Origin of the sequence: Sphingomonas sp. (genome assembly GCF_040398505.1) — a bacterium.
Taxonomy (GTDB): Bacteria; Pseudomonadota; Alphaproteobacteria; order Sphingomonadales; family Sphingomonadaceae; genus Sphingomonas.
The window spans coordinates 35,992-49,579 of the sequence record NZ_JBBATX010000006.1; the positions used below are offsets into that span (position 1 = coordinate 35,992).

Annotated in this window: 16 protein-coding genes and 1 tRNA gene; 7 read left to right on the forward strand and 10 right to left on the reverse strand. The window is 65.3% G+C overall.

What is annotated here, in order from left to right:
* The 5 genes from ABWP09_RS01780 to ABWP09_RS01800 all read right to left on the reverse strand — a co-directional run.
* A partial coding sequence (locus tag ABWP09_RS01780; RefSeq protein WP_353203450.1) for a class I tRNA ligase family protein occupies positions 1-1,160 on the reverse strand: 1,160 nt, incomplete at its 3' end.
* 145 nt (positions 1,161-1,305) lie between these two features.
* Positions 1,306-3,375: a S9 family peptidase gene (locus ABWP09_RS01785; protein ID WP_353203451.1), complete on the reverse strand. Its 2,070-nt coding sequence runs from the start codon at positions 3,373-3,375 to the stop codon at positions 1,306-1,308.
* Between the two features lie 43 nt (positions 3,376-3,418).
* Complete coding sequence (locus tag ABWP09_RS01790; RefSeq protein WP_353203452.1) at positions 3,419-3,907, reverse strand: DUF2497 domain-containing protein; 489 nt, start codon at positions 3,905-3,907, stop codon at positions 3,419-3,421.
* Between the two features lie 34 nt (positions 3,908-3,941).
* Complete coding sequence (locus ABWP09_RS01795; protein ID WP_353203453.1) at positions 3,942-5,462, reverse strand: TolC family outer membrane protein; 1,521 nt, start codon at positions 5,460-5,462, stop codon at positions 3,942-3,944.
* Positions 5,463-5,485: 23 nt separating this feature from the next.
* Positions 5,486-6,151, reverse strand: coding sequence for a protein-L-isoaspartate O-methyltransferase family protein (locus ABWP09_RS01800; RefSeq protein ID WP_353203454.1), 666 nt, complete (start codon positions 6,149-6,151; stop codon positions 5,486-5,488).
* A 185-nt stretch (positions 6,152-6,336) separates the two neighbouring features.
* Here ABWP09_RS01800 and ABWP09_RS01805 point away from each other — a divergent pair.
* A tRNA-Cys gene (locus tag ABWP09_RS01805) sits at positions 6,337-6,410 on the forward strand.
* Between the two features lie 28 nt (positions 6,411-6,438).
* On the opposite strand, the gene ABWP09_RS01810 is transcribed toward ABWP09_RS01805, so the two are convergent.
* Positions 6,439-6,864 (reverse strand): (deoxy)nucleoside triphosphate pyrophosphohydrolase, encoded by a 426-nt coding sequence (locus tag ABWP09_RS01810; protein WP_353203455.1) that lies wholly within the window; start codon positions 6,862-6,864, stop codon positions 6,439-6,441.
* A 58-nt stretch (positions 6,865-6,922) separates the two neighbouring features.
* Between ABWP09_RS01810 and ABWP09_RS01815 the strand changes: the two genes are divergently transcribed.
* From ABWP09_RS01815 to ABWP09_RS01825, 3 genes are all read left to right on the forward strand, one after another.
* On the forward strand, positions 6,923-7,108 hold the full coding sequence (locus tag ABWP09_RS01815; protein WP_353203456.1) for a Flp family type IVb pilin: 186 nt from the start codon (positions 6,923-6,925) through the stop codon (positions 7,106-7,108).
* Positions 7,109-7,232: 124 nt separating this feature from the next.
* Positions 7,233-7,400 carry a Flp family type IVb pilin gene (locus ABWP09_RS01820; RefSeq protein WP_353203457.1) on the forward strand — a complete coding sequence of 56 codons (168 nt, stop codon included), beginning with the start codon at positions 7,233-7,235 and terminating at the stop codon, positions 7,398-7,400.
* Positions 7,401-7,488: 88 nt separating this feature from the next.
* The gene (locus tag ABWP09_RS01825) at positions 7,489-7,650 is read left to right on the forward strand and encodes a Flp family type IVb pilin (protein WP_502959743.1); all 162 of its coding nucleotides are present in this window, start codon (positions 7,489-7,491) and stop codon (positions 7,648-7,650) included.
* A gap of 5 nt (positions 7,651-7,655) precedes the next feature.
* Here the strand turns inward: ABWP09_RS01825 and ABWP09_RS01830 are convergent, their stop codons facing one another.
* The 4 genes from ABWP09_RS01830 to ABWP09_RS01845 are packed head-to-tail and all read right to left on the reverse strand — an operon-like array spanning position 7,656 to position 11,507.
* Positions 7,656-8,603, reverse strand: coding sequence for an acetyl-CoA carboxylase carboxyltransferase subunit alpha (locus ABWP09_RS01830; protein ID WP_353203459.1), 948 nt, complete (start codon positions 8,601-8,603; stop codon positions 7,656-7,658).
* 12 nt (positions 8,604-8,615) lie between these two features.
* Positions 8,616-9,551 (reverse strand): tyrosine recombinase, encoded by a 936-nt coding sequence (locus ABWP09_RS01835; RefSeq protein ID WP_353203460.1) that lies wholly within the window; start codon positions 9,549-9,551, stop codon positions 8,616-8,618.
* Positions 9,548-11,389: a hypothetical protein gene (locus tag ABWP09_RS01840; protein ID WP_353203461.1), complete on the reverse strand. Its 1,842-nt coding sequence runs from the start codon at positions 11,387-11,389 to the stop codon at positions 9,548-9,550. The genes ABWP09_RS01835 and ABWP09_RS01840 overlap by 4 nt, the downstream gene beginning before the upstream one ends.
* Entirely contained in the window at positions 11,370-11,507 is a 138-nt protein-coding gene (locus ABWP09_RS01845; RefSeq protein WP_353203462.1) for a hypothetical protein, read from the reverse strand. The genes ABWP09_RS01840 and ABWP09_RS01845 overlap by 20 nt, the downstream gene beginning before the upstream one ends.
* An 89-nt stretch (positions 11,508-11,596) precedes the next feature.
* Here ABWP09_RS01845 and ABWP09_RS01850 point away from each other — a divergent pair, with 89 nt between their 5' ends.
* Genes ABWP09_RS01850 through ABWP09_RS01860 form a run of 3 tightly spaced genes read left to right on the forward strand, consistent with a single transcriptional unit; the run spans position 11,597 to position 13,422 of the window.
* Entirely contained in the window at positions 11,597-12,151 is a 555-nt protein-coding gene (locus ABWP09_RS01850) for a shikimate kinase (RefSeq protein WP_353203463.1), read from the forward strand.
* Positions 12,148-13,242: a 3-dehydroquinate synthase gene (gene aroB / locus ABWP09_RS01855; protein WP_353203464.1), complete on the forward strand. Its 1,095-nt coding sequence runs from the start codon at positions 12,148-12,150 to the stop codon at positions 13,240-13,242. Before ABWP09_RS01850 ends, aroB begins: the two co-directional genes overlap by 4 nt.
* 36 nt (positions 13,243-13,278) lie before the next feature.
* Positions 13,279-13,422 carry a DUF2256 domain-containing protein gene (locus ABWP09_RS01860; protein WP_353203465.1) on the forward strand — a complete coding sequence of 48 codons (144 nt, stop codon included), beginning with the start codon at positions 13,279-13,281 and terminating at the stop codon, positions 13,420-13,422.
* Positions 13,423-13,588: the final 166 nt, after the last annotated feature.

The window sequence follows — 13,588 nt, forward strand, 5'->3', positions numbered from 1 at the left end:
GGTTTCGCGAGGGTCGCGGCGTCGACATACCATTGGTCGGTCAGCCACGGCTCGATCACCACGCCCGAGCGATCGCCAGAAGGCGTCTGAATCGTGCGCGGTTCGGCGTCGTGCTCTTCGCCGTCCTTGTCGATATGCGGGATCAGTAAGCCTTCGGCCTTCAACTGCGCGACCACCGCCTTGCGCGCGTCCGCCGTGGTCAGCCCGAGCAATTCCGCCGGGATCAGCCCATCCGAAACCTGCACGACCTGCGCCTTGGCATCGAGCATGTTGAGCATCGCCCCCGCCGCGATCCCGGCGCGCTTGCCGACTTCGAAATCGTTGAAATCATGCCCCGGCGTAATCTTCACCGCGCCAGACCCCAACTCGGGATCGGCATGGTCATCGGTGATGATCGGGATCAGGCGGCCCGTGATCGGCAGCTTCACCTGCTTGCCGACGAGGTGCGTGTAGCGTTCGTCCGAAGCATTCACCGCGACCGCCATATCGGCGAGCATCGTCTCAGGCCGCGTCGTCGCGACCTCAATGAAGCCTGAGCCGTCGGCAAGCGGATAGCGCAAATGCCAGAAGCTGCCCTTGATCTCATGCGTCTCCACCTCGAGATCGCTGATCGCGGTGCCGAGGCCGGGGTCCCAATTCACCAGCCGTTTGTCGCGGTAAATCAGCCCCTCTTTGTGCAAATCGACGAACACTTTCAGGACGGCTTTCGAAAAGCCCTCGTCCATCGTGAAGCGCTCGTTCGACCAATCCATCGAGCAGCCGAGGCGGCGGAGCTGCTGGGTGATTTCCCCGCCGCTCTCTTCCTTCCATTCCCACACCTTGGCGACGAAATCCTCGCGGGTGAAATCGGTGCGCTTCTGCTGGCGCTCGGCCATCTGCCGCTCAACCACCATCTGCGTCGCGATGCCGGCGTGATCGGTGCCGACCACCCACAACGCATCCTTGCCCTGCAAGCGCGCATGGCGCGTGAGGATGTCCTGCAAGGTATTGTCGAGCGCGTGCCCGATATGGAGCGAGCCCGTCACGTTGGGCGGCGGGTTGACGATCGTCCACGGCTCGGCACCGGGGCGGTCGGGGTGGAACAGCCCCTCCGTCTCCCAATGCGCATACCAGCGCTGTTCGATTTCGGCGGGGTCGAAGGTTTTGGGAAGCTCGGTCATAATACGGAGGCTTTACCCATGACATCCGCATTCGTCACCCCGGACGTGTTCCGGGGTCCACCGTGCAGCAAACAATGCGCCAGAGCCTCCACCGGTATAGCCAGCCGCTTGGTGGACCCCGGCACAAGGCCGGGGTGACGGATTGTTATTTGGCCCCGGTATATTTCCCCATCCAGCCGAGCACCTCGCCATACCATTGGCGGCTTTCCTTGGGCTTGGTCACCCAATGGCTGCCGCCCGGAAACACCACCAGTCGCGAGGGAATATCGCGGCGTTGCAGCGCGGTGAAGGCGGCGATGCCCTGCGTATAGGGAATGCGGTAATCGCCTTCGCTGGTGATGACGAGCTGCGGCGTCTTCCACGCGGTCACGTGATTGACCGGGTTCCATTTTTCGAACGCGGCGGGGTCCTCGAAATAGGCCTTGCCGCCATGCTCCCACTCGTCGAACCAGAGTTCTTCGGTTTCGTACGCCATCGCGCGCGCATCGAACACGCCGTCATGCTGGACGATGCATTCGAAGCGATCGGGCCAGCGCCCCTCGATCCAGTTCATCATATAGCCGCCATAGGATGCGCCAAGCGCGCAGGCATTGTCCTTGTCGAGCCAGTCGAATTTGGTCGTCGCGGCGTCGAGGCCCTTTTGCAGATCCTCGAGCGGCCAGCCGCCCCAATTGCCGCGGATATCATCGCTGAATTTCTGGCCGTAGCCCGTGCTCCCGTGGAAATCGACCGCGACGAGGCCGTACCCGGCGCCCGCGAACACCGCGGGGTTCCAGCGGTACGACCAGCTATTGTTGCTCGACCCTTGCGGCCCGCCATGCACCATGAAGGCGATCGGCACCTTGCCCGTCGCGCCCGCAGGCTTCACCGCATAGCCCCATACGGTATCGTTGTTTGCGCCGGTGAAGTTGAAGCGCGTGACGGTCGGCATGTCGATGCCCGCCAGCTTCGCCGCATTGACCGCGGTCAGCCGCGCAGCGTGAATCCCGGTCTGCGGCTTCCCATCGGCAAAGCGCGCCGGAAGCTCGTAGAAATCGTCCGGTGCGAGGAGCGAATTCATGGAGAACACGACCCCCCTCGGCGTCGGCACCATCGCGGTGACGGTGCCTTCTCCGGTCAGCCGCGTTGCCGCGCCGGTCGCAAGCGAGATCGACCAGATCGGCGTTTCCTGCGTATCCTCGGCCGTGACGAGGATCGCCTTCCCGTTCGGGCTCCACGCAATCGATCCAACCGAGCGATCCCAGCCTTCGGTCAAGGCGCGAACCTTGCCGCTGGCGAGATCGCGCAGCATCAGCACTTGCCGGTCGGCTTCATAGCCGGGCCGCTTCATCGCGAACCACGCCAGATACTTCCCGTCGGGCGAGGCCGTCGGGAGGTTATCCATCCCGTCATTGGCGTCGGTCAGATTGGTCGGCGCGGCAGAACCATCGGCGGGGGCAGAGAAAATGTCGAGGTTGGTCGACAACGGTTCGATTCGCCCCGCCTCGCGCAGCGCGAAGAACACCGTCTTGCCGTCCGCGCTCCACGACACTTCCTCACCGCCGCCGAATGGCTTGGACGGCGCGTCGCCGACGAGTTTCCCCTCGATCGCAATGCCATTGCCCGCCGCACCGCTCGCGGTCAGCGGCAGCACGAACAATTGCGAGCGCGTCCCGTCGGACCAACTCGCCCAATGCCGCACGAACATCTGGTCGTAAACGCGAGCATTGCCGGCATTCGCGTCCTTCTTGACCATCGCCGGTTCCAGGCTCGGCGCGCCGGGCAAGCGGTCGGCCCAGATCAGGAGCTTGTCGTCCTGTGGCGAGACCTTGAAGCCGCCCATCCCGCCCTTGAACTGCGTCAGCCGCGTCGCCGCGCCGCCACCGATCCCGACCGACCACACCGCATCGTCGCCGCCCTTGTCGGATTGGAAATACACTGTCTTGCCGTCGTTCGAAAATTGCGGCGCGGTTTCGTTGACCTCGGCCTCGGCGGCCAGCTTCTCGGGGGTCGCGCCCTTCTTGCTCAGATCGAGCCGCCACAGATCGAATCGCCCGCCGTCGATCGTCAGATCGGTTTCGCGCTGCTGCCACACCAGCCAATGCCCATCGGGCGAGACGGCGGGCGACGACACGCGCGACAGCGTCGAGACATCGTCGATGGTGAGTTGGCGGGCGGCAGCGGGGGCTGCGATGAGGGCGGCCGTCATCGCGGTCGCGGCAAGAAATCTGTTCATGGTCCCGCGTTACAGCAGAACCCCGCCGTCCCCGCAACCACGCTTACTTAGTGGTGATGCGTTCGATTTCGCGCGCGACCATCGTCTCGACCATCGCCGGTAAATTGGCATCGAGCCAGTCGCGGAGCATCGGACGCAGCATCTGCCGCACCATGCCTTCGAGCGTATCCGCACCCGCCACTTCCGGCTTCACGATCATCCGCGACAAAGCATCGAGCGGTCCGCGCGTCGCCACGGCCGTCCGCTCCGACAGGATCGATTCGGCAGGACCGGCACTGGGGGGTGGGGCTGCGGCAGCGGGAGCCTCGGCCTGCGCCGCAACAGGGTGATCGGGCTCGGGATCGGGCTCGGGCGCCGGTTCGCGCAATTCGAGGATCTCGTCATGACCGAACGGCACCGGGTCGGAGCGCGCGGGCAGTGCGCGCGCCGGTCGTTTGGCGCGACCGGGGGCCGCGTCATTCTCCTCGGCGATGATCCGTTTGATCGAGGAAAGAATGTCCTCCATCGACGGCTCGGCGCTCAAATCCCCCATCGACCACACCCTCGTCAAAGCCCGTCACCGCCGGTCAGCGGTTCTTTGTCGCTTCACCTGCGGTAATCGGCGCGGTCCTGTCAACGCCTGCCTTGAGAATCGGATCAAGCGGACGTGTGACTTGCGACCCTTGTGCCTGCGTCGCATTGGTCCGCGTACCGGTGATAACCGGATCGGGATCGGACGAAAAATCCCAGATATTGTTGCGCACGCGCTTCGCATTCACGTTCGGGTCATACAACGGACCGCCCTCAAGCCCGAGGTCACTCGCCTCGGCCTTGCCCATCGCGGCGAGCAGCGCAAAGCCCGCCACATAGGCGTCCCGACGCGCGGTGACCAACGTCACTTGCGAATTGAGCAATTCCTGCTCGGCATTCAGAATGTCGAGGATGGTGCGGTTCCCGACGCTGTTTTCGGCGCGCACGCCCTCCAGCGACAGCTTGTTCGCATTGACCGCGATTTCGCTCGACGCGATCACCTGCAGCGATGATTGCCACACAGCATAAGCCGATCGAGCCTGCGCAATGACCGCACGTTCGGCCTCGGTCACTTGCTCCAGCGCCTGCGCGCGCCGCTCCTGCGCCTGGCGAATCCGCGCCGCCGGGGCACCGCCCTGATACAAAGGCAAGGTGAAACGCAGGCCGAGTTGGGCCGCGCGATCATATTGTGTCGCGGCGACGTTGGGGCTGAAATTGCCGAGCGACCCGAAATAATTGGTGTAGCTGCCGCCGGCAAAGGCATCGACTTTGGGCAGACGGCTCGCATGGGCGACCTTGACGTCATACGCGCTCGCATCGCCATTCTTCTGCGCGGCCAACAAATTTGGATTATCCGACAGCGCGATGTTGACGGCGGCATCCGGATCCGACGGCAGATTGGGCAAAGGCGGCGGGGTGTCGAGCGCGGTGGGGGCGGAGCCGACCAATCGGACGAAACTCTCCCGGCTGCTGATGAGGCGCGCTTCGGCAGTCTGCAACTGGCCGCGCGCAATCGCCGATCGTGCATCGGACTGCGCGACATCGGTCCGCGTCAGATCGCCGACCTGGAAGCGATCCTGCGATGCCCGCAAATTGACTTCAAGGACCTTCACATTCTGCCGGTTGAGCGCAACGATTGCTTCATCGCGGATCACGTCCATATATGCCGCGACGACCGCCGAGAACAAATCGGCCTCGGTCCCGCGTAGCGTCGCCTGACCGCCTTGCACGCGGATATCGGCGGCAGCGATTCCGTTCTTCACCGCACCACCGGCATAAAGTGAATAAGTGAGGTTGGCTTGCGTCTGCGACGTACGCGCGGGCGCGGTGAAGGCGGTTACCGGCAGCACGACCGACTCGGTATAGCTGCTTTGCAGCTGCACGCCGGGGAAGGCGCTGGCGCGCGCAATCGGCACATTTTCATCGATCGCGCGGACATTGGCGCGCTGTGCTGCCAGCGTCGGATTGGTCTTATACGCTTCGAGCAACGCCTCGCGCAGCGTCTCCGCGGACGCAAGAGCAGGTGCCACGCTCAGCGCTAGCAGCGCCGTACCGGTCAGGAGAGGAAGAGGTCGCATCGCTCGCAGCTCTTTTTTTCGCATTAGAAGGTAAAGGTGCGCGGTCGCGCGAAGCCGGGCAGCGTCACGCAGTCAATGTCCGCAAAATCCAGCAAGCCAAAGCCGCCTGCGGTGCGTCGCCCGGCGCTCAGCCGGGTCACGCCACGGTCGAGGATGCCCGCAACGACGCGGCCACCGACCGCGACCTGTTCGATCAATCCCGCCGGGATGTCCTCGACCGCACCATCGACGACGATCACATCATACGGCGCACCCGCAGCGTGACCTGCCGCGAGCGGGCCTTCGATCACCGTAACCGCAGCGACTTCCGCCAGCGCTGCGCGCGCGAAGCCGGCCAGCGTCGGATCGCTCTCGACCGCGACGACCTCGGCAACCAGTTCGGCCAGCACCGCAGCAGTATAGCCCCCGGCCGCGCCAATCAGCAGCACGCGGTCATCGGCACGCAATTCTGCCTGAGTGAGCAAACGCCCGGTCGCCATCGGCACGTTCTGCGCGCGACCATGCCCAAGCGGAACCGCCGTATCCCGATACGCGACCGACGCCAGTTCGGCCGGCAGAAACGCCTCCCGCGCGACAGTGTCCATCGCTGCGACGACGCGAACGTCGCTCACCGCATTGGTGCGCAATTGGCTTGCCACCATCGCGTGGCGCATCGCCACAGACTCCGAATCGCGCATATTCAGTTTCATTGTGCCACCTTTATCGGACACCCGGTTTCGCACAACTGCTTTAGGTATGCAATACACCGATTGACGACGATCGCTTCTATCGCGCTGCGGCGGGTTCGCCAAGCGAGCGATCGCGGCATTTTTGCATGTGCGTGGTTGACAGCGGGAGCCGACCCTTGCATCTGCCGCGCCTGGCACAGCATTGAGGCCCGATGGCGGAGTGGTGACGTAGAGGACTGCAAATCCTCGCACCCGGGTTCGATTCCCGGTCGGGCCTCCAGCTTTCCTTCGATTTGCCCATAGCGCGGTCACCAGTTGGTTAACGCGCGTTCCAATATGGCGATGAAGGGCACATCGGCCGGCGGCATCGCCAGGCCACGCAAGTCAGAGGGCGCGTGCCACGCCAGCGCCGCCGCATCCAGCGCTTGCGGCTCGCCCGACCAGTCGCGGCACACATAGAGCAGCAACAGCAAATGCCGGTCGGCGAGCGGTTCGCTGGCAAAGGTCAGCGGGAGCAGCGCCCCGCCAGCGACGGTAATGCCCAATTCCTCGGCGACTTCCCGCACCAGCGCAACCTCGGGGGTTTCGCCCGCCTCAACCTTGCCGCCGGGAAATTCCCATAAGCCTGCCATCTGTTTTCCGGCGGGGCGTTGCTGCACCAGCACCCTCCCCGCCTGATCGATCAGGGCCACGGCGACGACGAACAGGTTGGCCTGGATGACGGCTTTAGACATTCGTTAACGCTCCTCCTTTAGATGTAATGGTGCTGCATTATCCACGGGCGGAACCTGCATGATCGTTGGAACACTGAAACGACTGCTGGGCAACAAACGCGGTGGGACCGCCATCGAATATGGCCTGATCGCGGCGCTCATCGTCATCACGATGGTCGTGGCGTTCATCGAAGTCGCCAATACCACCACCGGGATGTGGGGTAACGTCAACACCAAGATGGCGGCTGCGCGCGCGGCGGTGTGATCCCCCCCCAAAAAAGTTCCGCGCGGTTTAAACTTTTCTCAACCCTGCCCGCCTACACCCATAGTCGTTGGTCCGGTCTTCCGGTCCGACCGGGTACTGAAGCAACCACCACTGGAGACCGGACATGAAGACCATCCGCAATTTCATCAAGAATTCCAGGGGCGCGACCGCCATCGAATACGGCCTGATCGCAGCGCTTATCGCCGTTGCCGCCATTGCAGCAATGCAGGGCCTGGGCAACCAGCTGAAGACCACGTTCACGAACGTGTCGTCGAACATGAAGGCTACGTAAGCTTTTTACGAAACCGCTTTGTTACCAAGGGCGGCGGGACGGAAGTTCCGTCGCCCTTTTTCTTGACCGGGAACTGATTATGCTCAAGATGCTATTTGATATCTTGCGCCATACGCGTGGCGCAACGGCGATCGAATATGGCCTGATCGCTTCGCTGATCGCAGTGGCAGCGATTTCTGCCATGCAAGGTCTCGGCACCAAGTTGAAGACGACATTTACGAACGTATCGTCCAACATGAAAGCGAGCTGAGCGGCTTAAAGTCGCCCCATCGCCAAGAATTTTTCGCGGCGCGCACGGCGCAATTGGGCGGGATCCTGGCCGTCGAATTGCGTTAGCGCCGCCGCGATCGCGTCGCCCAGCGCCACAATCGCCGCCGCCGGGTCACGCTGCGCACCGCCCAGCGGTTCGGGCACGATCGTATCGATGATGCCAAGGCCCTTCAGATCCTGCGCGGTGACCTTCATCGCCTCCGCCATCTCCGCTGCTTTGTCGGATGTGCGCCACAGGATCGATGCCCCAGCCTCAGGCGAGATGACCGAATAGATGGCGTGTTCGAACATCAGCACGGCATTTGCTGCCGCAAGCGCGATCGCACCGCCCGAGCCGCCCTCCCCGACGATCGCTGCGACCATCGGCACGCCGAGCGACAGGCATTGTTCGGTCGAGCGCGCGATCGCCTCGGCCTGGCCGCGTTCCTCGGCCTGAACCCCGGGGAACGCGCCCGACGTATCGACCAGCGTCACCACGGGCAACCCGAAGCGGTCGGCAAGCCGCATCAAACGGATCGCCTTGCGATAGCCCTCGGGCTTTCCCATGCCAAAATTGTGACGCAGGCGGCTTGCGGTATCATCGCCTTTCTCATGCCCGATGACGAGAACGCGCCGCCCGCGAAAGGTCGCGAAGCCGCCGAGGATCGCCTGATCGTCGCCAAAGGCGCGGTCCCCTGCCAGCAGCATGAAATCGTCGAACAGCCCGGCGACATAATCCTTGAAATGCGGCCGCTCGCCGTGACGTGCGACTTGCGTTTTCTGCCACGGAGTCAGGCGCAAATAGGTGTCGCGCAGCAATTTGTCGGATTTTGCCTGCAACCGCCCGACCTCGGACGCGATGTCGACCGTCCCCTCGGCGGCGGTTTCGCGCAGTTCGTCGATCCGGCCTTGCAGCTCGGCGATCGGTTTCTCAAAGTCGAGGAAGCTTGCCATAGGTCGCGGCGGTTAGGCCCCGCGCTTCCTCGCGTCAACGCGCGCCGTGGCTTCGGCGAGCGGATGGCGGGCGTTAACCAGCTCGACCAGCCGGCTCGCATCGACATGCGTGTAGATTTCGGTCGTTGCGATATCGGCATGGCCGAGCATCGCCTGCAGCGCCCGCAAATCGGCGCCGCCCGCCAGCAAATGCGTGGCAAAGGCATGGCGCAGGACGTGCGGGCTGACACGTTCGGGCGGAATGCCGGCCTCGGCGGCAAGCGCCTTCAGCACTTGATACAGCCGGATGCGGCTGAGATGGCTCTTGCCCGAGGGGAACAGCCACGCGCTCTCCGGCGGGACCTGTGCCCGCCACAGCGCGACTGCCGCGCGCGCGCGCTCGGACAGCGGCACCAGCCGCTCGGTGCCGCCCTTGCCGCGCAGGATCAGATACGGGCGCTCCAGCGCAATGGCGCGGCGCGGCAGCGACACCAATTCGGTCGCGCGCAGGCCCGATCCGTAGAGCAGTTCGACCAGCGCCGAGAGCCGCAAATCGTTCGGGTCGGGCGGATCGCGGGCGATTCGCACGGAAATGGCGTCAAACAACCGATCGATATCGGCAAGATCAAGACTCTTGGGCAAGCCGCGCGACGCGCCAGGTCGCGGCAGCGCCGCACCGGGATCGTCTTCGCGCAGGCCTTCATCGGCCAGAAATGCGAAGAACCGCCGCAGCGCCGCCGATTTGCGCGCCACACTCGATTTCGAAAGATCCATCCACTCGCCGCTCAGCCGCGCAAGATCTTCGGGTGTCGCGACACTCAACCGCCCGTGCAGAAAGCCCGACGCCAACGCGAGATCGCTGCGATACGCCGCGATCGTGTTCTTCGCCGCCCCGGCCTCCGCCGCCATCATTTCCAGAAAGCGGTCGATCAGCGCGCGATCCTCGCTCGCTGGCGGCGTGGCGCTCAAAGCCCGAGCGACATCCGGCTGATCGCCTCGACCGCGACCATCCGCGCCTCGCCCGGCATCCCGACTTCGCGCAACGCGTTGCAGATGTGATAGACCGTTGCGGGCGCAACGCCGTGCCACAGCCGCGTCTGCATGGCCGTAGCGGCGAGCAAAACCACGGTCCCCGGCTCCTGATCGCGCGCCGCTTGCTGGATCGCGCGGGTCCAGCTTGTCGCATCCTCAATCGGCACACCGAGCGACCGCGCTTCGCGCTCAATGTCGCTCGCGCTCATCCGGCCGGTCCCGGCGGCACCGGCAAAAAACATCCGTTGCTTCAGGCCTTCGGGGTCGTTCGCGCCGGCATACGCACCGATATCGCCCGCGCTGAGTGTCGGGGCCGCCGGATCGACCAGTGTCAGCATCGCCCACGCATTGCTGCCGCGTGCCGCGGCCTCGCGCCAGCGCAGCGCGCGCGGATCGAACCCGACGCTGAGCATCGCCGCCACCAGCCGATCGACATCGGGCCCCTGCAGCGTCGTCGGAATCCGTGCCGCAGCACCTGCGGTCAGCACCAACCGCGCATAGCGTGCTTCATAGGTCTTCGGTTCGTCCCACAGCCGCTTCAACGCGTCGGCGCGCGCGGCGACGTCGGGTGCCTCATAGGCGGCGCGCAGATCGCGCGCGATGCCGACCTCGGCCAGCGACTGGTCGTCATCGCCCTCGATCGCGCTGTACAGATCGACCAGCGCCGCGCCCGACAAGATTCCGCGCGCCGCCGCCAGTTCAGCAACGGCCGCCCGGACATGCGGTTCGAGCGCAGGCGACAGCGCGCGCCAGCCCTGCACTGCGCTCGAACCCGTCGCCAGCACCGTCGCGGGAATTTCAACCCCGGTGGCGGTGGCAAGGCCGTAGCGCCAGGCCGTCAGCTGTTCGACGCCGTCCCACTCGATCGTCACCGCCTGACGCCCGCTCTGCCCGGCTCCCGCCACCTTCTGCGCCAGCAACAGGTCGATGCCGCCGGCCAGACCCGAGCGACGCGCCGCAGCGATCATCGGTTGCGCGCGCGCACCCATGCCCGACAGCCCGGTGCACATCGCTTGCGCCAGCACCCAGCCACGCTCGCGCCGCAGCGTCGCGCCGGCATCGACCATCGGGCACAACGCCGCCGGGTCGCCGGTCGCGAGTGCGGCCTGCATCGCCGCCTCGAACAGCTTGGGCGTGTAATTCTCGCTATCCACGGCTTGCGCCATCGCGCGCGCCGCGACCGATTCGCCCATCCGCGTCAGCAGCCAGGAGCGCTCCGCCGCGAAATCCGCGCCGTTCACGCGGCGCGGTGTGTCGACCCGCGCCAGCAGCGCGCGCCGCAGCGCGATCGACACCCAGCGCGACGCGATTGGCGCATTCAGGCGGCGCATCAAGGTTTCGAGATAGCGGCCATCCGCACGCCCGAACGCGCGCGGGCCCATCGCGCCCTCGGCCGGCCCCGCCGCGCCGACCCGCGCCAGCGAACGCCGCGCATAATCGGGCATATCGGCGCGCACGAAGGCGGCAAAGTCGGTCGGCGCGGGTGCCGTTGCTCCGGGGCTGGGGGTCATACCCGGAGTCGGACCGGGCAGCGGCGTGTCGCTGGCGATCGGAACCGGGAGTGGCGCCACTTGCGGATTGGCGAGTGGCGCTTGGATCGTCGGCGCGGTCGGTCGCGGCCGTGGCGGCGCTTGCGTTGGCGCAGGGGTCGGCTCGCCAAAGCCCGGCGGCAGGATCGATTCGGGTCGATCCTGTCCCAGCGCGGGGATCGCCAGGCCCGCCGCCGCGATCAACGGCAGCGCGGCCAGTACGATATTATTTCTGGAGATTCGCAACCGGCACGGCCTTTTCGACATGCTTCAACTGCTTTTCATGCGCGATCGCCGAGAGGCCGAACAGCACGCCCGCCAGCACGACCACAACGACAAGGACCAGCACGAGCAATCGGGACATAAGCGAGGGACCTGTTACAAAACATTCGGGGCGGCGCCCGCACAGGCCTTTTGCCCGAGACGCGTCTGCGCTGTATAGCCCCGACCGCAATGATGCAAAGCCCCGCTTCCCCGCAACGCGAAACGCCGCAATGGAACGGCCAGCCAATCGTGCTGGTCGGCCTGATGGGCGCGGGCAAATCGACCGTCGGGCGTCGCCTCGCGACACGGCTCGGCCTGCCCTTTGTCGACGCCGATACCGAGATTGAGGCGGCAGCCGGCATGTCGATCCCCGACATCTTCGAACGCTTCGGCGAGCCCTATTTTCGCGACGGCGAGCGCCGCGTGATCGCGCGGTTGATGAACGGCGAGAAGCGCGTGATCGCAACCGGTGGCGGCGCGTTCATCGATCCCGATACGCGCGCGGCGATCCTCGCGCGCGGTTTTGCGGTGTGGCTCGATGCCAAGCCGTCGGTGCTCGCCGACCGCGTCTCGCGCCGCGACACGCGGCCCTTGCTGCGCGGGCGCGATCCGCTTGCCGTGCTCGAGGATCTGGCGCGCGTGCGCAACCCGTTCTACGCGCTGGCACCCTTACGCGTTTCCAGCCAGCGCGCGCCGCACGACGCGACGGTCAACACCATCCTGAAAGCCCTCGGCCAGCTATGACGACAATTCCGGTTTCGCTGGGTGCGCGCAGTTACGATGTGGTGATCGAAGCGGGGCTCCTCGCGCGCGCCGCCGACTGGCTCGCGCCCGTGTCGCGCGGGCGGACGATGGCGATCGTCACCGACGAGAATGTGCTGCCGCATTTGGCGACGTTGCAGGCCGCGCTGACCGGCGCGGGCGTGGCGAGCGAGGCGATCGTGCTGCCGCCGGGCGAATCGACCAAGAGCTGGGCGCAACTTGAGGCACTGACCGACCGGCTGCTCGATCTCGGGGTCGAGCGCGGCGATCATGTCATTGCGCTGGGCGGTGGGGTGATCGGCGATCTGGTCGGCTTTGCGTGCAGCATCCTCAAGCGCGGCTGCGGCTTCGTGCAGATCCCGACGACCTTGCTCGCGCAAGTCGATTCGTCGGTCGGCGGCAAGACCGCGATCAACGCGCGGGCGGGCAAGAATCTGATTGGCGCATTCCACCAGCCGGCTCTGGTGCTGATCGACCCGGCGGTGCTCGACACGCTGCCGCTGCGCCAGGTCCGTGCCGGCTATGCCGAGGTCGTGAAGTACGGCCTGATCGACGATCCGGTGTTTTTCGAGTGGTGCGAGGCGAATGCCGCGGCGTTGATCGCGGGCGACGCGGCGGCGCGTGAACACGCCATCGCGCATTCGGTCGCCGCCAAGGCGCGCATCGTCGCAGAGGACGAGCGCGAGACGACGGGCGCGCGGGCGCTGCTCAACCTCGGCCACACCTTCGGCCATGCGCTGGAGGCGGAAGCGGGCTTTTCGGATCGGCTGCTCCACGGCGAGGCGGTCGCGGCGGGGATGGCACTGGCGTTCGCTTATTCCGCCGCGCACGGGCTGGTGCCTGATGCGGATGCCGCGCGGGTGGCGGCACATCTGCGCGCCGTAGGCTTGCCCGATGGGGTGGTGGCGGCGGGGATCGACGCCGACGGCGCGACGCTGGTCGCACACATGCTCCACGACAAGAAGATGGATGCCGGCACCCTCCCCTTCCTGCTGGCGCACGGAATTGGCGCGACGTTTCTGGATAAGTCGGTGGACTTGGCGGATGTTCGGGCGTTTCTGGACGCCGGTTAAGCTTCTCTTTTTTCCCGCTTAGAACAGGAAAGCAAAATGCCCCAAGGCATCGCCAAGGCGAACCTGCCGACCAAGACCTGCCCGGTCTGCCAGCGCCCCTTCACCTGGCGCAAGAAATGGGCACGCGATTGGGAGAATGTAGTTTATTGCTCGGACCGGTGCCGCAAGACCGGACTCTAGTCTGTTGGAAATGCCTGTTTTTGTGGCTAAAGTCACACAGAGTCGCACCATCACGCAGGTTTTTGTGACGTCGGTCGCAGGTTGATGTCGACGGTTTGAAAGAGCGGACCGCGAGGATAACAGGCTGTCCGGATGTAGGACAGCGCGTATGTCCAGAGTTGGGTGG